Annotated in this window: 17 protein-coding genes and 1 rRNA gene; 13 read left to right on the top strand and 5 right to left on the bottom strand. The window is 45.8% G+C overall.

Going from position 1 to position 22,435, the window contains the following annotated elements; translation table 11 throughout:
- Positions 1-32: 32 nt before the first annotated feature.
- From MHB63_05545 to MHB63_05530, 4 genes are all read left to right on the top strand, one after another.
- On the top strand, positions 33-1,640 hold the full coding sequence (locus MHB63_05545; protein ID MEK3806041.1) for an ABC transporter substrate-binding protein: 1,608 nt from the start codon (positions 33-35) through the stop codon (positions 1,638-1,640).
- A 69-nt stretch (positions 1,641-1,709) separates the two neighbouring features.
- Positions 1,710-2,711 (top strand): ABC transporter permease, encoded by a 1,002-nt coding sequence (locus MHB63_05540; GenBank protein ID MEK3806040.1) that lies wholly within the window; start codon positions 1,710-1,712, stop codon positions 2,709-2,711.
- Between the two features lie 17 nt (positions 2,712-2,728).
- The gene (locus tag MHB63_05535) at positions 2,729-3,625 is read left to right on the top strand and encodes an ABC transporter permease (protein ID MEK3806039.1); all 897 of its coding nucleotides are present in this window, start codon (positions 2,729-2,731) and stop codon (positions 3,623-3,625) included.
- Positions 3,626-4,520: 895 nt separating this feature from the next.
- Positions 4,521-5,078, top strand: a complete 558-nt coding sequence (locus tag MHB63_05530; protein MEK3806038.1) for a YdhK family protein — start codon at positions 4,521-4,523, stop codon at positions 5,076-5,078.
- Positions 5,079-5,297: 219 nt separating this feature from the next.
- On the opposite strand, the gene MHB63_05525 is transcribed toward MHB63_05530, so the two are convergent.
- The 3 genes from MHB63_05525 to MHB63_05515 form a co-directional block, all read right to left on the bottom strand.
- On the bottom strand, positions 5,298-6,380 hold the full coding sequence (locus tag MHB63_05525; protein MEK3806037.1) for an aromatic acid exporter family protein: 1,083 nt from the start codon (positions 6,378-6,380) through the stop codon (positions 5,298-5,300).
- Between the two features lie 245 nt (positions 6,381-6,625).
- On the bottom strand, positions 6,626-11,098 hold the full coding sequence (locus tag MHB63_05520; protein ID MEK3806036.1) for a glutamate synthase-related protein: 4,473 nt from the start codon (positions 11,096-11,098) through the stop codon (positions 6,626-6,628).
- 313 nt (positions 11,099-11,411) lie between these two features.
- On the bottom strand, positions 11,412-12,707 hold the full coding sequence (locus MHB63_05515; protein ID MEK3806035.1) for a glutamate-1-semialdehyde 2,1-aminomutase: 1,296 nt from the start codon (positions 12,705-12,707) through the stop codon (positions 11,412-11,414).
- A 116-nt stretch (positions 12,708-12,823) separates the two neighbouring features.
- Here MHB63_05515 and modA point away from each other — a divergent pair, with 116 nt between their 5' ends.
- From modA to perR, 6 genes are all read left to right on the top strand, one after another.
- A complete protein-coding gene (modA, locus tag MHB63_05510; protein MEK3806034.1) occupies positions 12,824-13,594 on the top strand; it encodes a molybdate ABC transporter substrate-binding protein in 771 nt (256 codons plus the stop codon).
- A complete protein-coding gene (gene modB / locus MHB63_05505; GenBank protein MEK3806033.1) occupies positions 13,584-14,246 on the top strand; it encodes a molybdate ABC transporter permease subunit in 663 nt (220 codons plus the stop codon). Before modA ends, modB begins: the two co-directional genes overlap by 11 nt.
- A 79-nt stretch (positions 14,247-14,325) precedes the next feature.
- A complete protein-coding gene (locus MHB63_05500) occupies positions 14,326-14,730 on the top strand; it encodes an ion channel (protein ID MEK3806032.1) in 405 nt (134 codons plus the stop codon).
- Positions 14,731-14,793: 63 nt separating this feature from the next.
- Positions 14,794-15,261 carry a thioredoxin-dependent thiol peroxidase gene (gene bcp / locus MHB63_05495; GenBank protein ID MEK3806031.1) on the top strand — a complete coding sequence of 156 codons (468 nt, stop codon included), beginning with the start codon at positions 14,794-14,796 and terminating at the stop codon, positions 15,259-15,261.
- A gap of 153 nt (positions 15,262-15,414) precedes the next feature.
- On the top strand, positions 15,415-16,368 hold the full coding sequence (locus MHB63_05490) for a D-2-hydroxyacid dehydrogenase (GenBank protein MEK3806030.1): 954 nt from the start codon (positions 15,415-15,417) through the stop codon (positions 16,366-16,368).
- Positions 16,369-16,484: 116 nt separating this feature from the next.
- Positions 16,485-16,922: a peroxide-responsive transcriptional repressor PerR gene (perR, locus tag MHB63_05485; protein ID MEK3806029.1), complete on the top strand. Its 438-nt coding sequence runs from the start codon at positions 16,485-16,487 to the stop codon at positions 16,920-16,922.
- 93 nt (positions 16,923-17,015) lie between these two features.
- Here the strand turns inward: perR and MHB63_05480 are convergent, their stop codons facing one another.
- The gene (locus MHB63_05480) at positions 17,016-17,369 is read right to left on the bottom strand and encodes a YgzB family protein (protein ID MEK3806028.1); all 354 of its coding nucleotides are present in this window, start codon (positions 17,367-17,369) and stop codon (positions 17,016-17,018) included.
- 101 nt (positions 17,370-17,470) lie between these two features.
- Entirely contained in the window at positions 17,471-18,055 is a 585-nt protein-coding gene (locus MHB63_05475) for a CGNR zinc finger domain-containing protein (protein MEK3806027.1), read from the bottom strand.
- A 194-nt stretch (positions 18,056-18,249) separates the two neighbouring features.
- Here MHB63_05475 and MHB63_05470 point away from each other — a divergent pair, with 194 nt between their 5' ends.
- The 3 genes from MHB63_05470 to MHB63_05460 all read left to right on the top strand — a co-directional run bounded on the left by MHB63_05470 (position 18,250) and on the right by MHB63_05460 (position 22,232).
- On the top strand, positions 18,250-19,107 hold the full coding sequence (locus tag MHB63_05470) for an alpha/beta hydrolase (protein MEK3806026.1): 858 nt from the start codon (positions 18,250-18,252) through the stop codon (positions 19,105-19,107).
- Positions 19,108-19,578: 471 nt separating this feature from the next.
- Positions 19,579-20,451: a nucleotidyltransferase-like protein gene (locus MHB63_05465; GenBank protein ID MEK3806025.1), complete on the top strand. Its 873-nt coding sequence runs from the start codon at positions 19,579-19,581 to the stop codon at positions 20,449-20,451.
- A 243-nt stretch (positions 20,452-20,694) separates the two neighbouring features.
- Positions 20,695-22,232 (top strand): 16S ribosomal RNA (locus MHB63_05460).
- The last annotated feature ends 203 nt before the right edge of the window (positions 22,233-22,435 follow it).

Below are 22,435 nucleotides of genomic sequence, written 5' to 3'. Positions count from 1 at the left end.
GATTCATCACTAGAAAATAGGGGGATGTATGCGTGAAAAAGAAAAGTCTGTTAGTCTCAATTATGTTTGTGCTGCTTTTATCAGCTGCCTTGATGGGCTGCAGTTCTGACAGCTCTTCATCAGAAGGCGGCGACGGCGGAAGCAGTGAAAAGAAACAGGACAGCCTCGTTTTTGGACGCGGCGGTGACTCTACTTCTCTTGATCCGATTACAACAACAGAAGGGGAAGCCTTCAAAGTAACAGTCAACGTTTTTGAAACACTCTTAAACTATGGTGAACAGGATACAACAGTACAGGAAGGCCTTGCAACGAAATGGGAAGTGTCAGAAGATAACCTGACTTACACGCTTACTCTAAGAGAAGGCGTCAAATTCCATGACGGCACAGACTTCAATGCAGACGCGGTTGTCTTCAACTTTGAACGCTGGATGAACGGGGATGCAGACAAATTCCCTTACTACACAATGTTCGGCGGCTTTAAAAAGGACGAAGGACATGTCATTAAAGAAGTAAAAGCAGACGGCGCCAACAAAGTTGTTTTCACATTAAAACGCCCTCAGGCTCCGTTCTTGAAGAACCTTGCCATGTCTCCATTCGGCATTGCAAGCCCGGCAGCCATCGAGAAGCACGGAGACAAATTCAGAGAAAATCCGGTTGGAACCGGCCCGTTTAAATTTGTAGAGTGGAAGCCAAACGACAGAATCGTTCTTGAAAAGAATGAAGACTACTGGATGGAAGGCTATCCGAAATTAAATCAGGTTATCTTCAAATCGATTCCTGAAAACTCAGCACGCCTAAATGCCCTTCAAACAGGCGAAATCGACTTAATGGATGGCGTCAACCCATCTGATACGAAATCTATTTCAAGCAACAGCGACCTTCAGACGTTTGAACGTCCGTCTATGAACATTGGCTACGTCGGCCTGACAACAAACCGCAAGCCGCTTGACAACAAGCTTGTGCGCCAGGCGCTGAACCATGCGGTTGACAAGCAGGGCATTATCGATTCTTTCTACGGCGGACTTGCAGAGCCTGCGAAAAATCCAATGCCTCCGTCACTTGAAGGCTACAATGATGACATTGAGCCTTATCCGTATGATCTTGAAAAAGCGAAAGCCTTACTTGCAGAAGCCGGCTTCCCGGATGGATTCAAAATGGAGCTTTGGGCAATGCCTGTTCCTCGTCCATATATGCCTGAAGGAATGAAAGTAGCGGAAGTCATCAAATCAAGCTTTGCCAAAATCGGCGTTGAAGCAGAAATCAAAACGTACGACTGGGCTACTTACCTTGATAAAGCGGCAAAAGGGGAAGCTGACTCATTCATGCTTGGATGGACAGGCGACAACGGTGATGCCGACAACTTCCTTTACACGCTTCTTGACAAAGACAGCATCGGCAGCAACAACTACACGTACTACAGCAACGATGAGCTTCATGACATTTTAATTGAAGCACAATCCAATGCTGATCAGGAAAAACGAAACGAGCTATACAAAAAAGCACAGGAAATCATTAAAGAAGATGCACCTTGGATTCCGCTTGCCCACTCTACGCCAATCCTGGCCGGAAGCAGCAAGCTGACGAACTTCAAGCCGCATCCAACAGGTTCTGACATCCTGACAAAGGTCGAATTTAAGTAATGAGTTGGGAGGAGGACCTGTCCTCCTCTCTTTTTTAAGAGGCACTATTCGCTTAAGAGAGGTGAGAAAATGGTTTCATATACAATTAGAAGAATCGGTCTGCTCATACCTGTTCTGATCGGAATGACGCTCGTTGTCTTTTCCATCATCAGAGCCATACCGGGGAACCCGGCACAGGTCATTCTCGGGCAGCGTGCAACACAGGAGGCCATTGAAAAATTAACACAGCAGCTTGGACTCGATCAGCCATGGTACATACAGTATTTTGATTACGTCGGCGGACTTCTGACAGGTAATCTCGGTCAATCCATCCGGACAGGTGCCGCCATAAGTAAAGAGATGACGCCTTATCTTGCCGCTACAATGGAACTGACAATCTTTGCGATGGTCATTGCCATCGTTGTCGGCATTAATGCGGGGATCATCAGCGCTTGGTTCCGCAATTCATGGTTCGATTACATAGCGATGATCATTGCCTTAGTTGGTGTGTCGATGCCGATTTTCTGGCTTGGCCTGATGGAGCAGTACGTCTTCTCGATCAAGCTTGGCTGGCTGCCGACAACAGGAAGGGAGGAAATCAGAAATCCTGTAGACAGCATCACGAATCTGTACCTGCTTGATACCCTTCTGCAGGGAAGGTTTGATCAGTTCGTTCAGGTGCTGAAGCATATTCTGATGCCGGGAATTGCTCTTGCTACAATCCCGATGGCCATTATTGCAAGAATTACAAGATCAACCATGATTGAAGCGATGGAATCTGATTTTATCAGAACAGCCAGAGCGAAAGGCCTTCACATGTTCTGGGTTGTGTACAAGCACGCTTTGAAAAATGCAGTCATTCCAATTTTAACGATTATCGGACTTCAAACAGGACTGCTTCTCGGAGGCGCGATCCTGACAGAAACCATCTTCGGCTGGCCGGGGATGGGCAGGTATATCTTCGATGCCATCAGCTACCGGGATTATCCGGTCATCCAGTCGGGCATCTTAGTCATTGCCGCCATCTTTGTTTTTATCAATCTGATCGTCGATCTCTTGTATGCAGCCATTGATCCGAGGATTAAATACTAGAAAAGGGGGAGAATGCCATGTCACTGCCGGCACTTCAAGAAGAAAAGACAGCCATCATCAAACAGGAAAAGGTCATCACCCCTTTTCAGCAGAAGCTCCGTTTATTTCTGCAAAATAAACTCGCGATCGCAGGAAGTGTTCTCGTATTATTTTTTATCTTTATTGCCATAGCTGCCCCGCTTATTGCACCGCAGGGCATTGATGATCAGGAGCTTTCAAAACGCCTGCTTCCTCCGTCATCCGAGCATTGGTTTGGAACAGATGACTTTGGAAGAGATATTTTCTCAAGGGTATTATTCGGCGCGCGTATATCCCTTTGGGTGGGATTTTTCTCCGTCCTTGGATCAGCTGTGATCGGAACGCTGCTTGGAATCCTTGCCGGATATTACGGCCGCGTCATCGACAGCATCATTTCAAGGGTGTTTGACATCATGCTCGCGTTCCCAAGCATCCTGCTTGCCATCGCGATCGTAGCCATCCTTGGCCCATCCCTTCAAAATGCCCTGATTGCTATCGCCGTCATCAACATTCCGAACTTTGGAAGACTGATCCGGGCAAAGGTTCTCAGCGTAAAAGAAGAAGAGTATATCATGGCCGCCAAAGCCCTTGGCACAAGTGATACACGGATCCTTTTCGTGCACGTGCTGCCAAACAGCCTTTCGCCCATTATCGTACAAGCCTCCCTGGCCATCGCAACGGCCATCATCGAGGCAGCTGCCCTAGGCTTCATCGGACTCGGAGCCCAGGCCCCGAACCCTGAGTGGGGCAAAATGCTCGCAGATGCTAAGCAGTACCTGGTACAGGCACCATGGACACTCTTCTTCCCTGGTATTGCCATCATGCTGACGGTTCTTGGCTTTAACCTAATGGGGGATGGATTGCGTGATGCTTTGGATCCTAAGGGGAAGCATTGAGGGGGAGTTTACTTGATTTCTTCAAAACGAAAGAAGGATGCTGACTGGGTCAGCGTCCTTCTTTCGTTTTGAAGGTTCTGATCTCCTGGATAAGTGCCATCAAATCTCCGATTCCTGTTCTTGAGGGTTCTTATCTCTTGGATAAGTGCCATCAATTCTTAGATTCCTGTTTTTGAGGGTTCTAATCTCTCCGATAAGTGCCATCAATTCTTAGATTCCTGTTTTTGAGTGTTCTGATCTCTTTGATAAGTGCCACCAATTCTTAGATTCCTGTTCTTGAGGTCCTGATTTCTTGGATAAGTGCCTTCAAATCTCCGATTCCTGTTCTTGAGTGTTCTGATCTCTTGGATAAGTGCTACCAAATCTTCGATTCCTGTTCTTGAGGGTTCTTATCTCTTGGATAAGTGCCATCAATTCTGAGATTCCTGTTCTTGATGGTTCTAATCTCCTGGATAAGTGCCATCAAATTCTTAGAATCCTGTTCTTGAGGGTTCTAATCTCCTGGATAAGTGCCATCAATTCTCCGATTCCTGTTCTTGAGGGTTCTGATCTCCTGGATAAGTGCCATCAATACTTAGATTTCTGTTTTTGAGGGTTCTTATCTCCTGGATAAGTGCCATCAATTCTCCGATTCCTGTTCTTGAGGGTCCTAATCTCCTGGATAAGTGCCATCAATTCTCCGATTCCTGTTCTTGAGGGTCTTAATCTCCTGGATAAGTGCCATCAATACTTAGATTCCTGTTCTTGAGGGTTCTTATCTTTCTGATAAGTGCCACCAATTCTCCGATTCCTGCAGATTCCGTGGCAATACAGTTTTTGCGAGTTGCTTATATGCACACTTTCTGCACAATCTTCTTTTAAAATTACTTTAGACGATGACGAAAGGATGATTGAGATGAAAAAATCTATGATGCTTGCTCTTGCTGCAGCTTTTTCGCTGACGCTTGCAGGGTGTGCGAATGAAAATGAAGGGCAGAAGAAGGAGGAGTCTTCTGAGCATGCCGGTCACGAAGGCATGAACCACTCAGGTTCAGGCGAGTTGCCTGAGGGTTTGAAGGAAGCTGAAAATCCTGCGTTTGAAAAAGGAAGTAAAGCTGTTATGAACGCTGACCACATGGAAGGCATGGGCGGTGCGGAGGCGACCATTGCGGGTGCATATGACACAACTGTTTATACCGTTTCCTATACTCCAGAAGGAGGCGGAGATCCGGTAACAGACCATAAATGGGTCATTCATGAAGAAATTAAAGATGCAGCTGAAGAGCCATACAAAGAAGGAGACAAAGTGACCCTTGCAGCCGATCATATGGAAGGTATGGACGGAGCTGAGGCAACGATTGACTCAGCCGAAGAAACGACTGTCTACATGGTTGATTTTGTTCCTTCAGACGGCGGCGAAGAAGTGAAGAATCACAAGTGGGTGACAGAAAGCGAGCTTTCTGCCGCTGAATAACAAAAAAGGACTGAACGATTTCCGTTCAGTCCTTTTTCGTCGCTTGATGAAATTTTTCAAGTGCTAGAGTGTGGTTGACTTTAATAAGTTTTATCCTCGTCCAGCTCCAGTGCCTAAATCCTCTGTCAGAACAAATCCGCCAAAAAAGTCAAAACCGGACTTTTCTGGCGGATTCTTATCTGCCTATCGGATCTGTTCGAGGCGCTTACGCTTTTGTGTTTAACTTGGTTCTTCCTGCTCCGATATTTGAAGTTCATTCTCTTCTTTGTGATAGCTGTGGAAGCTGTTGATCAGCGTATCAAGATGCTCAAGCTGTTCACTGTAATCAATGATGATGGCGATAAGCGGCAGCAGGTGGTAGAAGCACTCCTGGTCAATGCAGTTTCCTTTAAAGTTCATAAAGGTATCAACAAGCTCCTGTTTGTTGAACTGCCCTTCTTTAATAAACTCCACCGGTGCCTCGGGCTTGATTTTCCCGATAAATTTCAGCAGACTTCGTTCGTGGAAATCAACGAGATAGTCCAGCTCATTTGCGAGAATGCTCTGGAATTCCTCCGGCAGGTGATGCAGTTCGTTTTCCAGGCGGTGCAGCTTTTTCAGGGTATCAAGCGACCTGTTGGTGGTCACCAGCATTTGTCTGAAAAGCACCAGCTTGCGCGATTTTGCATAAATATTGCGTTTGAAATAGGCGCGTTCTTCCTTGTACATTAGATAAAGCTGATCGAGCTTCATCATTTTTTCTTTCAGTCTTTCAATATCTGTCTTGAGCTCCGTGTATTCCGACACCTGTCTCGTGTTAAAACGGATCCACTTAATAATTTCCTCTGTATTATCCACAATTCTGTAATACAGCTTTGTTTCATATTTTGGCGGAATGAAAATCAGATTCACAATGAATGCTGATAAGACGCCGAGGAGAACTGTTCCAAAGCGGATCAGGGCAAATTCAATGAAATCTTCGCCGGGACTTTCCAAAATCGCAATAACGGTTACGACTGAAACCGGAATTGTATTTTCAATCTTTATTCTTAAATTAATCGCAATGACGATAATGACAGTTAAACCGATAACAAACGGATGGGGACCGAAAATCAGCCCGAATAAAATGGCAAAGGCTGCTCCGATGACATTTGCCTGAACCTGCTCGATAACAGATAGATAAGAGCGATAAATCGTAGGCTGTATCGCAAAAATCGCGGCGATACCGGCAAAGGCTGGAGACGGTATGTTTAAAAGAGTGGCCAAATACAGAGCCAGTGTAATGGCAATCCCCGTTTTGATAATGCGGGCACCAAGTTTCATTGGGTGTGTATCTACATTCCCTTCTTTACTGATATGATAATGGACCTTATGACAGAAAAATCTGTCTGGTAAACAAGTAATGACTATACAATGTTAAAAGAAATTATTCAAGTTACTTTTTCCCGTTTTCATGAAAAAAATAAGCCTTTTTTCGAAAGTTTTTTATCCGGTACCACTTAGAACTATGCCGTTTGTGTAAAAAAAATAACACCCGCATAGCAGGTGTTATTTTTAATGTGCCGCAATCACTCAGTCGATACAGATGGATCTGCCTGTTCTTTAACTGGAACAAGCTGAATGAAGTGATCTCCGACTGCGTTCAGAAGCGGCTTCAGTTCATTTGCTTCATCACGCTGTCCGTGTTTTTCAAGTGATTCGATGTAAGTTGTCAGAAGCTCTGTTACATCGTTTTTGCCTTTTGCATTCAGAGATGAGATCTCGATTTTGGCGCCTTTGGCAACACGGCGCTCTAGCGCCTGTTTTGTTAAGCCGAGTTGGGGCTGGTGTCTGACGTACACGACGCCGCCGGTCATGCCTGCACAGATCCATGGTCCAGGATCGCCGAGGACAAGTCCGCGTCCGTTCGTCATATACTCAAATGCAAATCCTTTTATGTTGGCATTTACCCCGATATTGCCATTTTCCTCTGCAGGGATTGGCTTTGTGATTTTTCCCCCGATGATCATGTCGGCACCTGATAAGCGGATGCCTGCACGCGCATCTGCATTCCCCTGAACGAGAAGGAGGCCGCTCTGTGCACCGTAACCGAAGCCTTTTCCGACAGAACCGTTGTAATAGTTTCCGTCTGCTCCTTTTGATTTGAAGACCTGAATCGTACCGCCAAAGGACGTTTTACCCGTGCCGTCCTGGGCGCCGCCTTCTACGCGGATATTGATGCCGCTTGAGTTGTAGGCGCCAAGTCCGTTGCCCGGAATAGAACCTTCTTTGTAGTGCAGCTCAATATCGTCAAGTTTGCGGTATGAACCGTCAAGACGTCCGCGGACCCTGTGACAGGAAACGCGGCTGCCGAGAATGCGCTGCTCGGATGTAACGCTTGAAAATTCTCTTGAGCTGTGAAGTTCGCTTTCGTCATAGTCAAGGTACTCTGCTCCTGCAGCAACTGCAAGACGCTTGCTTTCAAGACTTGCTGCCACTTCTTTATGTGAGAGGTTCTGGATTTCAAGCGTCTCAAGAAGAAGGGACAGGTCCATTTCATCCTTGCCTCGGGTCTGTTCAAGAAGATCAGAGCGTCCGACAAGGTCCTGAAGATTTGTAAAGCCAAGGGAAGCAGTCAATGTCTGAAGCTCTGAACCGAACGCGCTGAACAGGTTCACGAGTCCTTCTACAGACGGGTCGTACTTTCTAGGAACAAATCGGCGAAGACCGTGCTCTTTCGCCTGTGCTTCGGACTCAATTTGTGTCGCAATACCAACATGGCATGTATCCAAATGACAGCCGCGGCATGTTGTACAGCCGATGGCAATCATTGAAAGAGTACCGAAGCCGACGCGGTTGGCGCCAAGCAGCATGACCTTCATGACGTCCATCGCACTCTTGATGCCGCCGTCTGCCCAAAGCTCCACTTTTTCACGGAGACCGGCTTCAAGCAGGGCGTTGTGCGCCGCCTTTACCCCGATCTCAACAGGAAGACCGACGTGCTGAAGGGCATGAATACGCGCAGCACCTGTTCCGCCGTCAAAACCGCTGAGTGTAATGATGTCAGCGCCGGCTTTTGCGATTCCCACTGCGATTGTCCCGATGTTTGGAACAACAGGAACCTTTACAGAAACCTTCGCCTGATCGTTGGCTGTTTTCAGCTCTGAAATCATCTGCGCCAAATCTTCAATCGAATAGATGTCATGGTTATTTGACGGAGAAATAAGGTCAGAACCGATTGTAGCATTCCGTGATTCAGCAATTTTTGCTGTTACTTTTGAACCTGGAAGATGTCCGCCTTCACCAGGCTTTGCACCCTGGCCAATCTTGATTTCAAGCAGGTTTGATGAGTTCAGAAGCTCGGCGTTTACGCCAAAGCGTCCTGACGCAATCTGCTGGCCGCGGGTACGCGGGTATTTCCCGAGCATATCCTTAATCTCGCCGCCTTCACCGTTTAAGCTCACCATGTTCAGCTGCTCTGCCGCTTCTGCATATGCGCGGAACGCGACTTCATTTTGCGAACCGAATGACATGGAGGCGATGACAAACGGAAGGCTGTGATCGCCGACGCCAATATTGACTTTATCTTTAGGGACAGAAGACTTTCCTTTTTTCAGATCAGTCAGATGGCGGATTGTAATCGGATTGCTTTCTTCCTGCTCTGTCAGCTTTTCGCGGTAGCCTTCATAATCTCCGGATTTCGCCACATCGCCGATTGCTTTCCAGATCCGCGGGAAGATGTGGAACGTTTTGCTCGGACGTGCTTTTTCATTTTCAAAATCGCTGCTTCGTTCAATTGCATCTGCCTTCATGCTTTCAAAATTGAATTTCAAAGAAGGAGAGCCAAGGAAGTTAACGATGTTCAGTTCTTTTTCAATTTCTTCATTCAACCCGATAGCGGAGAAGAGTCTTCCGTATCCGCGCAGCTCATGAATGCCGATCGTCGAAATGACTTTTTCAAGGCCTTTATTTAATGACTCATACAAATTGACCGCAGGCTTCGCCGATTCTTCTTCAGCAACCGTCGCAAACAGAATGTACGGGCTGATCAGATTTGCTCCTAATCCATAAGCCACCATAATGTCATGCAAGGATCTGACCGCCCCTGTGCGGAGAAGGATCGAACAGTTTCTGCGCAGGCTTTCCTTTACAAGGGCCTGATCAATGACAGATGTGACCAAATGCGGATCAATCCAGAGCTTGCCGTTTTGATGTGCTTCTCTGTCATCAAGGACAAGCAGGACAGCGCCGTCATTTACGGCATGAATGGCTTCAAGCTTCATGCGGTTGAGAGCGTCTTTAAGCGTTTCATCTTCTGTGTAGACAGCTGAAAGGACGTGAAGCTGCTTTTCTTTTGAAAAATAGTCAATGACTTCTTCATATGGCAGCTGGTCAATCTGCTCAGAAGCCATAATGCCTAGCTTGCCTTCAAGCAGAAGCGGTGACGGCAGTTCAATCATCGCCGTTTTATCATGCTGCTCTGTCAGCGAAGGACGTTTGCCGACAACCGATCGGATTGAAAAGTGCTCGGATTCGCGGTCACGGTCAATCGCCGGATTCGTAACAACCGCAACACTTTCTTTAATGAAGTCTGCGATGTTTTTCCGGTCCGGATGGATGGCTGCAAGCGGTCCGTCGTGTCCAAGCGAGCGGATCGGCTCAGCGCCTTTTTCAGCCATTTGCTCAAGCAGCTGGATATGCTCGCGGTCCCAGCCGAAAGCAGCATAATGTCCGTTGTGGACTTTGAAAATAGGCGAAGCAGAGCATTTGCCTTTGCTGACAGGGTGCAGAAGCCGTTCTCTGTAGCCGTCCACTTCAAGTCTGCTTGAGAAACGCTTGTAGACTTCTTCCTGAAGGGATGGATATTCAAACAATTCCATCTCATCTTCTTTCCACTTAAGGCCAAGTTTTTCTCCGGGTCCAAGCGGCTTTGGTTCGCCCGCATAAAGGGAGTTCGGAATGATTCCCGGCTCTGATGCGAAAATATAGGAAGAAACAGATTCCACTTTCCAAAGCGGTCTAAGGCCAAGTGCGTCGACACTGAAGACAGCTTCATCGGCAAATCTTGAAATAATGCCGGCAGGTCCCTGTGCAAAGTGTCCCCATGCCTCGCGGATGTACGTATATAAATCCTTCAGATGATCTGGATAAGCTTTGATTTCATTAATAATAGGAGGGAACAGAACGTCAAGTGCTTCAAAGAGGCTGTATCCTTCTCGTGCGACAAGCGTTTCAATCGTTCTGTTCAGATCCTGGGAATCACTGCCGCCGTCGGTAAGCGGGACATCCATGATTCTTGCTTCATCGCGAAGCTTGGCAATGGTGTTGATTTCTCCGTTGTGGCCAAGCAGGCTGAATGGCTGCACGCGAAAAAAAGTAGAAAGCGTATTCGTAGAATACCTGTTATGGCCAAGAGTCATCGTTGACGCTGCAAGCGGGTTTGCAAGGTCATGATAGAACTTCGGAAGAACATCTCCTGCTCCCATTACTTTGTAGACGGCTGCATGCTGGCTGAGCGATGCCACATGCACATGATGATTTTTCTCGATTTGTATCGTCAGCTCAAATAGATCCTTATTCAGGGAATCAGAATTTCCAGCAGGAATCACGGCAAATTGCCAAAAGAGAGGTTCTTCTTGTAAAGCGATGGGTCCAAGTGCAGATGAAGTTGTTACTTTGTCCGTTTCAAATAGAAGTTCGAAGTTTTTATCAGAAAGAAGCTGCCTGATTTCTTTTTTAAGTGTATCCGGGTTTTCGTTTTTGGATAGAAACAGGTGGCCGACAATGAAATCTCCGCGCTCGGCAAGCGCCGGGTCAAGGCCTGCATTCTCAAGCTTTTCCTTCCAAAGAGCTCTTGGAATGTCGATATGGATGCCGACTCCGTCACCTTCGCCATTGATGAAACCTGCACGATGGTTCATCGTCACGAGGGCATCAATACAGAGGTCGATATTTTCTTTTGTCGGGACTTTCCTTTTCTCGATGACTGACACGATGCCGCAAGCGTCATGCTCTGCGTTGTGAAAGTCCTTAAACTTACTTGGGCTCCAGTTTTCTCTCATAAAAGCGGCTTGAAAGGGGAATTCGTTTCCCGCTTATAGCCTTCACCTCCCGGGTAAAATATGAATCTATCATGTAAAAACATAGATTTCTTTGTGAGATTTAATAACAAAATTTTCAGAAATGTAATACTTATCATATCATTTAGATTGTGAAAATTCAATTATTTATGCATTTTTTTGAAGGGGGCATACATAGCAGAAAAGTTTAAATATTCATGCAAAAGGTTGAATGGCTTATTTGTAAACGTTTTCAAACATGTGCGAAAAAAGAAAAAAACAGGGAGGAAAATCCCTGTTTGAATAAATTGTATATTTATACAGTCTTTAATTGTTTGAATGATCGCTCCACTGCTGCAAGTGTCTGTGCGATGTCTTCTTCCGTGTGAGCTGTAGTGAGGAACCATGCTTCATATTTGGACGGAGCAAGGTTGATGCCTTCATGAAGCATCAGCTTAAAGAACCTGGCGAACATTTCGCCGTCAGTCTTTTCAGCTTGATCATAGTTTACTACTTTCTCAGTCGTAAAGTAGATGGTGAGGGCTCCTTTTAAGCGGTTCATCGTAATCGGGATGCCGTGGGTTTCTGCATGCTTCCGGATGCCCTCTTCAAGCATCTGGCCAAGTTTGTCCAGCTTTTCATAGACGCCTTCTTCCTTCAGAACTTCAAGGCAGGCAATGCCGGACAGAATGGAAGCAGGGTTTCCGGCCATGGTTCCCGCCTGATAAGCAGGTCCAAGCGGGGCAACCTGTTCCATGATCTCTTTTTTGCCTCCGTATGCACCGATTGGAAGACCTCCGCCGATGATTTTGCCGAGGGCAGTAAGGTCAGGAGTAATGCCGAGCAGATCCTGCGCTCCTCCGTACATAAAGCGGAAGGCTGTAATGACTTCATCATAGATGACGAGTGCTCCTGCATCGTGTGTCAGGTCGTTTACTGCTTGAAGGAATCCAGGCAGCGGCTCGACAATCCCGAAATTGCCGACGATCGGCTCAACAAGCACAGCGGCGATTTGATCTCCCCATTTATCAAGCGCTTCTTTAAAAGGTTCGATATCATTAAACGGCACCGTGATGACTTCATTGGCAATGCTTTTCGGCACGCCTGCCGAATCGGGGGTGCCAAGGGTGGAAGGACCGGATCCTGCTGCCACGAGCACAAGGTCGGAATGTCCGTGATAGCAGCCTGCGAATTTAATGATTTTGTCGCGTCCCGTATAAGCGCGGGCTACACGGATGGTCGTCATGACCGCTTCTGTACCTGAGTTGACAAAGCGGACCTTGTCCATGCCCGGCATGGCTTCTTTTAGCATTTTTGCAAATTTCACTTCATGCGGAGTAGGGGTCCCGTAAAGTACGCCGTCTTCTGCCGCTTTTTGAATGGCTTTTGTAATATGCGGATGGGCATGTCCTGTGATGATCGGGCCATACGCAGCAAGATAATCGATGTATTTGTTGCCGTCCACATCCCAGAAATAAGCTCCGTTCGCTCTCTCCATCACAACCGGCGACCCTCCGCCAACCGCTTTATACGAACGGGATGGGCTGTTCACCCCGCCGACAACATGTTCTAATGCTTCGGAATGAAGCTGTTCAGATTTTGTGAAATTCATAGAATCCTCCTGAAAAATAAGTCTGCTGTCTATTCTAGCACGTTTAAATAAGATGAAAAACGTCACATGAGACTAGTATAATAGAAATAATGAACCTATGAAAAGGATGGGCACCTGTGCACAGAAACTATCTCTTACTCTTACTATGTCTTGTTCTTGCCGCCTGCGGGGGACAGGCACCCTCCGAAAAGAAAACCGTGCTGCTTATTTCGGCTGCAGCAAGCCTGAAGGAATCTCTTCAGGAGGTAAAAATACAGTTTGAAAAGGAAAATCCTTCTATTGAAGTGCGAATAAACTTCGGCTCAACCGGTTCCCTTCAGAAGCAGATCGAACAGGGTGCTCCCGCAGATCTGCTGATATCGGCTTCCAAACCATTTTTCACGGAGCTGAGCAAAAAAGGATACATAAGCGCATCGCATCAAATGGACTATCTGGGGAATGAACTTGTTATGGTTACAGCCGGCGGCGGCCTGCAGTTTAAGGACTTGCCCGAGGCAAGGAAAATATCAATCGGCATTCCTGAAACTGTGCCTGCGGGAGCTTATGCAAAAGAAGCACTTGAATATCACGGTATATGGAACATGGTGGAAGCGAAAACCATCTTTGCAAAGGACGTCAGGCAGGTTCTTTCATATATAGAGACAGGAAACGTCGATGCGGGAATTGTCTACAGGACAGATGCCCTGCAGTCCAAAAAAGTGAAGCAGGAAAGCATCGATCCTGATTCTTATGGGGATATTGTCTATCCGGCAGGTGTTCTGGAGAGAACGAAGCATCCGAAAGAAGCAGAAGCCTTTTATGATTTTTTAAAAACAGACAGGGCAAAGCAGGTATTTAAAAAGTACGGATTTGCTGTTTTGCCTGCAGGTGACGAACATGTGGACTGATGCAAGCGGGCCGGTTCTGCTGTCCGTCCAGGTTGCAGTGATTTCAACTATCTTTGTGGCTGGAGCCGGGATATTCGCTGGGAGACTGATGGCGAGAGCTTCGTTCAAGGGTAAGACGCTCCTTGAAACCTTCTTAATGCTTCCTCTTGTTCTTCCGCCTACAGTTGTTGGATTTTTGCTGATTGTCATTTTTGGGGTGAACAGTCCGGCAGGGAGGCTGATCGAGCAGGTCATGGGATCTCCGGTTATTTTTACCCGGTGGGCCGCTGTCATCGCTGCAGGAGTGGTATCTTTTCCTCTTATGTATCAGGCGGCAAAGCATGGTTTTCAGATGGTGGACAGGGAAATTGAGGATGCATCCAGGGTGGACGGGGCAGGAGGGATGCAGACGTTTCTGCACATTACGCTGCCTCTTGCCGTTCCGTCTCTCATAACCGGAGTGGTGCTTTCTTTTACAAGAGCCCTTGGGGAATTCGGGGCAAGTCTGATGTTTGCGGGCAATATCCCCGGTCAGACCCAGACGGCGGCAACGGCTATTTATATTGCCATGGACTCAGGTGATATGAACCTTGCATGGCTTTTAACGGGAATCCTGATCTTGCTGTCTTTCAGCCTGTTGTTTTTCGTCCAGATGCTCAAGAGACAGCCGTAATTTTCAGACAGGCCGAATAAACAAAGCCTTCCTGTATATATTGTATCATTACCTGTTTTGGACATGGGGTGCTGCATACATGGGAGGGCTTTTTGCGGTAGCTGTAACGCTGTGCCTGCTGATGAGCTTCAACATTTTCATCCGGACATTTTCGAGAAGGAATTTTCTCTCCATTGACACCCTGCTGATCGTGATCTTTCTGTATCTTTCCATATTGATTGGTTTCAGTATGATGTACCTGATCCTTGACGCTAGCGGCTTTGTGGTGCTGGTGGACAATGGGGTGATATTGGAAGGGACGTACCTTGAGCGGCTGCATACATGCTTATATTTCAGTGCGGTGACGCTGTTTTCCCTGGGATACGGGGATGTTGTGCCCATCGGGTTCGGCCGCCTGCTTGCCGTGCTTGAGGCGCTGATCGGCTATGTGCTTCCGGCGGTGTTTGTAGCAAGAACCGTATGGGGCATGGATAAAGTGTCATAAGTTGTATCCTGCCGCTGAATTGGGTAATCTTTTAGTAAACCTATTTTAGCGGAGGATGATACGATGACAATCGAAGCCGGCCAAATGGCTCCTGATTTTGAACTGACAGCAGATACTGGGGAAAAAGTGAAGCTGTCTGACTTCAGAGGGAAAAACGTAGTCCTTTATTTTTATCCAAAAGATATGACGCCGGGGTGCACGACTCAGGCGTGTGATTTCAGAGACCAGCATAAAAGCTTTGAAGAAGTGGATGCCGTCATTCTTGGCGTAAGCACGGATCCGCAAAGCCGTCACGAAAAATTCAAGGAAAAATACGACCTTCCGTTTCTCCTTCTTGTTGATGAAGAACATGAGGCAGCAGAAAAATTCGGAGTGTGGAAGCTTAAGAAAAACTTCGGCAAAGAATACATGGGAATCGAGCGCTCCACTTTCATCATTAACAAAGACGGCGAGATCGCCAAAGAATGGAGAAAAGTGAAAGTAAAGGGACATGTAGAAGAAGCGCTGCAGTATATAAAAGAAAATATGTGAACATGAGGCAAACGTCCAGACAGAACCATTCATCCGTGAGTATGCTGTATGGAAGGCATAACCTCCTCATTCGTTAGCGCATTGTACGTGCAGGAATTCAGATTCCTGCACGCTTTTTATTTTTGGTAAACTAACAAAAAAGGGGGATAAACAGTGAACGTATTTTCTACAGTGAAATTGCCTGTACATATGAAAGAAGACTTGTTAAAAGGATTTCCTGAAGCAGAGTTCAGCTTTGACAACAAAATAGAAGAAGCTGGGGATGAACTGCACAATGCCGAAGTGATTTTAACCTACGGGGAGGATTTGACGGCTGAAATCATTGAAGGGGCGTCGTCCCTGAAATGGATCATGGTCGCATCTGCCGGAATGGACAGGATGCCGTTTGAAGCATTGCGTGATAAAAAAATTCTTGTAACAAATGCTAAAGGTGTACATAAGATCCCGATGGCTGAATATACACTATCAATGATGCTGCAAATCTCAAGAGACGCCGCTAAGCTTTCTGAAAATCAGCAAAAACGGAAGTGGGACCGGAGAGTCGTGATGCATGAAATTCACGGAAGTACCATTTTTGTTCTGGGAGCGGGAGCAATAGGCACGGAAATAGCGAGGCTTGCTAAGGCTTTTGGCATGACAGCAGTCGGAATGAACCGCTCCGGGAAGCCGGTGGACTACTTTGATGAGATTCTGACGTTTGAGGAGATGCACCGGGGTCTTCAGGAAGCGGATTTTGCTGTTTCGGTCCTTCCGAGCACAAAAGAGACAAGGCATATCCTGAACCTGGATGCTTTCAGGCAGATGAAGAAGGAGGCGGTTTTCATCAACATTGGGCGCGGGGATGCCGTTGTGGAAGCGGATTTGATCACAGCCCTTAATGAAGGTTCCCTGCAGCATGCTGTACTAGATGTGTTTGAAGAAGAGCCGCTTAGAGAAGATCATCCGTTCTGGGAAATGGAGAAGGTGACGGTTACGCCTCATTTGTCAGGGATTACGAAGAACTACCTGCCAAGAGCAATGGAGATTTTCAAGCAGAATTTAAGGAGCTACCTGGACGGTGCCCCATCAGCGTTTGAAAACCCGATCGATTTAGAGAAGGAATACTAAGCCATCTTTTAAAGGAATTCCCGGGGCATCTGATTGACAAAAGTCCCAGGCACACTGTACACTAATTATAAATATTATAAAGTAAGAATGTTTTTCAGAAAAGAGGTGCATAGCGGATGTCAGACCATCAGTTGAAAGAAGCCCTTGACACGCTGAAGCAGACTGGAGTAAGAATCACACCCCAGCGGCATGCCATTTTAGAATATCTTATCCAATCAATGACTCACCCTACGGCAGATGATATCTATAAATCCCTCGAAAGCAAATTTCCGAACATGAGCGTTGCGACTGTCTATAACAACCTTCGTGTCTTCAGGGAAGTTGGCCTTGTGAAGGAGCTTACCTACGGAGATGCCTCTAGCAGATTTGATTTCGTTACAACAGAGCACTACCACGTAATCTGCGAAAAATGCGGCAAGATCGTAGATTTTCATTATCCGGGACTGGACGAGGTAGAACACCTTGCTTCTCACGTGACAGGCTTTAAAGTCAGCCACCACCGTATGGAAATATACGGCGTGTGCGGAACCTGCGAAAATAAAGAAACCCATTAATCGTACTGAATGCTGCAAGCGGCATTCAGTTTTTTCTTTATATACGAATAAAAGCGGAGGGCTGTCGCTCTCCGCTTTTGTGTGTAAAGCTTTTTATTCTACTGTCTTCCGGTTGTATTTTTCGTCAAAGTCTTTGCCTTCAAGGTTCGGATCAAGTGTCAGCGGCTCATTGCAGTACATGCACATATCCACTCTTCCAAGAATCTTCGTGGTCTTCCCGCAGGACGGGCAAGTGACCTGGACGGCTTTAGTGGAAAGCATGCCGATCCAGAAATACACAACCGTGCTTCCTACTATTGATAATAATCCGAGCATCATGAAGATGGTCATAATGATCGGAGATGTTCTAAAGAAGATGCCGATATACATAATGAAAAAGCCAATAAAGATGAGACTGAGCGCGAACGTGCGGATTTTATTAATCTTGCTTGAATATTTCAGTGCCATTATTCCGACCTCCTAATTACCAATATAGCACAAATGTAAGGGATTTCGGACAACTTATCGGAAGTCTCTTTATGTTTTAAAGCGTCAATCATAAAAGGCTTCTAGGATTTCTTTTTCTTCGAATAAAATCCGGCTGCTTTTTTGCGGTTTCCGCACAACTCCATACTACACCAACGTCTCTTTCCTGCTTTAGATGTATCGACGAAATAGAGTTTGCATTCTTCATGATTACACTTCCGAATACGCCCGAGAGAGGTGTTTTCAAAAGTATTCATCATTGAATCAATAATGTTGTACATTACGTGATCTTCAACTGTTTCCCCTTCGAGTGTCATCTTCAATTTTTCACTTTCTGAATGAATGGTTAGGCTGACTTGAAGCTTTTCGACAGCTTTTTTTATTCTATTGGTTGTATTAAGGGAAATCTCTCCTCTTTGGTCGATCTCAGACAATATGGTGTTACAAAGAGTACGGATTGACTGAAGTTCAACAATTAAAGAATCCAGTAATTCCTTTTTTTCTAAAGCTAATACATCAGACTCACGCAATAGATTATTTTCCTTCATCCATTGAAGCGCACTTGATGCATTAGCTAAGATGTCAATCTCTTGTTTATTAGAGATGTAAGTTGTATTGACAAGGTTTATCCATAAAGCCCCACCTAAAGTGATTATTGATTTATCCATTAAATTTTCACCTCAATATAATTATAACCACTAAAAATAATTTGACAAGTTATAAAGTGTGATATAATTTAAGTTATAACTTCTAAAATTATTTTTAATGGTTACATATTCGGATTTCAAAGTTCGTCAATAGTTTGAACTAAATTCGATTGGCCTTTTTAGGAGTTAAAAATACTAATTTATGAGGTGGTAATATGTTGGTGAATCACAAAACTATTAGTATCAAGGGCGTAGATATCTTCTATCGAGAAGCTGGTCAAAAGGAAAATCCAACAATTTTGCTGCTTCATGGTTTTCCTTCCTCTTCGCATATGTTTAGAAATTTAATACCGGAATTAATGGAGGAATTTCATGTTGTGGCACCAGATTATCCGGGTTTTGGGAATAGCGATCAGCCAGAAATAAATGAATTCGAATACACATTTAGTAACTATGCCCTTCTCATTAATGAGTTTGTCGAGCAATTAAACTTAGAGAAATTTAGTATTTACGTACATGATTATGGTGCTCCAGTAGGGTTCAGGCTGGCATGCGAACACCCTGAGCGTATTCAGGCCATAGTAACCCAAAACGGAAATGCTTATGAGGAGGGTTTAATGTCAGCTTGGGATCCTGTGCGCACATACTGGGAAAATCCTAATAAGGACAATGAGAATAACATTAGATTCCTTTTATCTGCAGACTTTACAAAATATCAATATACAAACGGTACTCGTAACCCTGAACATATTAGTCCGGACGCTTGGAATATGGATCAGTTTGTTTTGGATCGTCCCGGAAATGACGAGATACAGCTTGCTTTGCAATACGACTATAGAAACAACGTAAAACAGTATTCAAACTGGCATGAATTCTTCAGAACATACCAGCCGCCTACACTCGCTATATGGGGTAAAAATGACATGTTTTTCGGCCCTGAAGGAGCTTTGGCATTTCAGAGGGATCTTGATGATTGTGAAGTGCATTTATTGAATACTGGCCATTTCCCATTAGAAGAAGATTTAAAAACAAGCGCTAGTTTAATTAAACAGTTCCTGCAAGCCCGTCTTTAATGACAAAAGAGTGGGAACAATTCATTTCACACTTAGCTAAAGTTATTGAAAAAGAAATTTAAAAACAAAAGGAGCCTTGCAAACCAATTTGATTTGCAAGACTCCTTTTGTTTGTGAAGAGTCTTATGATATTTAAGTACATTTTTTAACAAAGCAGAAAAAGCTTATCTCCCAATTTAGGAAGATTAAGCTTTTTCTTACGCAACATCTAAGCACATCAGCGTAATTAGAGTAGCGGGAGTCTCAAATTGATGAAGACTTGGTTTTTGTTTTTTCTGCCAGACTAGTAATCGTGGCGCTGCCAAGGTCACCCATATTGGATTTGAAACACCATTTGGATGAGAAAATATCAGAAAACGATAGATTCTCTTTCTTCCTTCCCTTATAATTTTGAAGTGCTGAATGCAAAAGGAGTTTTTTCGCCTTTGTAGAATTGTGATATATAGTCATAAATATAATGGGGGAATACCAATGGAAAATCTTCTCCGTCCTATTTATCAAGAAAGAGCGAGCCATCCGGATACGCTTGCAATCGTCATGATTGAAAAAAGAAACCAGACATCACCGCTTACTGATAATTTGGATGTCGCGCTGCTTGTCATCGTAAAAGAAGCGAAGCAGCCTGTTTTTATTAAACACTATGAATTTGACGGACAAAAGGCTTCTCTTACGATTGTTTCAGATAAGCAGGTGCAGGAGTGGATCCTGCTTGGAACAAACCGCAGAATGGTCGACTGGATCCTGAACGGAAAAGTGTTATTTGACCGCAATGAATATTTAGGCGAGCTTGTAGACCGCCTGAAAGTATTCCCGTTCTCAGAGCGCAGGCTGAAAATCGGCCTTGAATACGGCAAGCTGATCAGAAGATACCTTGAAGGAAAAGTCTTCTTCGAATCAAGGCAGTTTCTTGATGCCTACAATCATATCGTCCATGCTCTTCATCATCTTGCAAGACTTGAAGTCATCGACCGCGGATTTTATCCTGAAGTAACGGTATGGAACCAGGTCCGTCAAATGGAGCCGCAGGTGTACAAGCTCTACAAAGAACTCGTTGAAAGTGAAGAATCTCTTGAAAAAAGACTTGAGCTGCTGTTTTTGGCGAGTGATTTTCTGATCCATTCCAAGTCTGAAATCGGAGCGGGGCATCTTCTTGGCATTCTTTCAGAGAAAGATGTATGGCAGTATGCCGATCTGATGGAGCATCCGGAAGCGCGGTATTATTCCGTTGATTTAAGTGTTCTGCTTGAGTTTCTTGTTGATAAAGAATTCGTTGAAGTCGTGAAGATTGAAACGAAGGGACAAAGAATTTTCCATCGCGGATATTCTGTTACAAAAAAGTATTGACTTTGATATTTTACGGTGATATATTAATAAGCGTCGCTGCTGAAGCAAGTTCACTTTTGACGGCGCAGACAGCGACTTCTCATTAAAAAACTTCTTAAAAAAGTTGTTGACACTGAGTTAACGAAATGATATATTAAGAAGGTCGCTCAAGAGCGATAATGATCTTTGAAAACTAAACAAAACCAAAAGCGTACCAAACGTTTTAAATTTTTTAAGTCAGCAACATTTATGAGTCACAAATTTTCTTCGGAGAGTTTGATCCTGGCTCAGGACGAACGCTGGCGGCGTGCCTAATACATGCAAGTCGAGCGGACCTCTTCGGAGGTCAGCGGCGGACGGGTGAGTAACACGTGGGCAACCTGCCTGTAAGACTGGGATAACTCCGGGAAACCGGAGCTAATACCGGATACTATGTCAAACCGCATGGTTTGACATTCAAAGACGGTTTCGGCTGTCACTTACAGATGGGCCCGCGGCGCATTAGCTAGTTGGTGAGGTAATGGCTCACCAAGGCAACGATGCGTAGCCGACCTGAGAGGGTGATCGGCCACACTGGGACTGAGACACGGCCCAGACTCCTACGGGAGGCAGCAGTAGGGAATCTTCCGCAATGGACGAAAGTCTGACGGAGCAACGCCGCGTGAGTGATGAAGGTTTTCGGATCGTAAAACTCTGTTGTCAGGGAAGAACAAGTGCCGGAGTAACTGCCGGCGCCTTGACGGTACCTGACCAGAAAGCCACGGCTAACTACGTGCCAGCAGCCGCGGTAATACGTAGGTGGCAAGCGTTGTCCGGAATTATTGGGCGTAAAGCGCGCGCAGGCGGTTTCTTAAGTCTGATGTGAAAGCCCCCGGCTCAACCGGGGAGGGTCATTGGAAACTGGGAAACTTGAGTGCAGAAGAGGAGAGTGGAATTCCACGTGTAGCGGTGAAATGCGTAGAGATGTGGAGGAACACCAGTGGCGAAGGCGACTCTCTGGTCTGTAACTGACGCTGAGGCGCGAAAGCGTGGGGAGCGAACAGGATTAGATACCCTGGTAGTCCACGCCGTAAACGATGAGTGCTAAGTGTTAGAGGGTTTCCGCCCTTTAGTGCTGCAGCTAACGCATTAAGCACTCCGCCTGGGGAGTACGGTCGCAAGACTGAAACTCAAAGGAATTGACGGGGGCCCGCACAAGCGGTGGAGCATGTGGTTTAATTCGAAGCAACGCGAAGAACCTTACCAGGTCTTGACATCCTTTGCCACTTCTAGAGATAGAAGGTTCCCCTTCGGGGGACAAAGTGACAGGTGGTGCATGGTTGTCGTCAGCTCGTGTCGTGAGATGTTGGGTTAAGTCCCGCAACGAGCGCAACCCTTGATCTTAGTTGCCAGCATTCAGTTGGGCACTCTAAGGTGACTGCCGGTGACAAACCGGAGGAAGGTGGGGATGACGTCAAATCATCATGCCCCTTATGACCTGGGCTACACACGTGCTACAATGGATGGTACAAAGGGCTGCGAGACCGCGAGGTTTAGCCAATCCCATAAAACCATTCTCAGTTCGGATTGCAGGCTGCAACTCGCCTGCATGAAGCTGGAATCGCTAGTAATCGCGGATCAGCATGCCGCGGTGAATACGTTCCCGGGCCTTGTACACACCGCCCGTCACACCACGAGAGTTTGCAACACCCGAAGTCGGTGGGGTAACCGCAAGGAGCCAGCCGCCTAAGGTGGGGTAGATGATTGGGGTGAAGTCGTAACAAGGTAGCCGTATCGGAAGGTGCGGCTGGATCACCTCCTTTCTAAGGATATGAGGTCGCTTTTGGTTTTTGTTTAGTTTTGAGAGATCATTCTCTCTATATGAAAGAAGGCAATCATTCTTGATCTGCCGGTTGTTCTTTGAAAACTGGATAACGTAATTGATAACAAGTAATTCACTGAGATTTACGCTTACCATAGTGATTTTTCTTAGACTTTACAGTCTAAACAAACGATTGACCAATTT

It is taken from the genome of Bacillus sp. FSL H8-0547 (assembly GCA_038002745.1).
Taxonomy (GTDB): domain Bacteria; phylum Bacillota; class Bacilli; order Bacillales; family Bacillaceae; genus Bacillus_P.
Note: the sequence above shows the minus strand (reverse complement) of the source record. Positions and strands in the feature narration are given on the sequence as shown.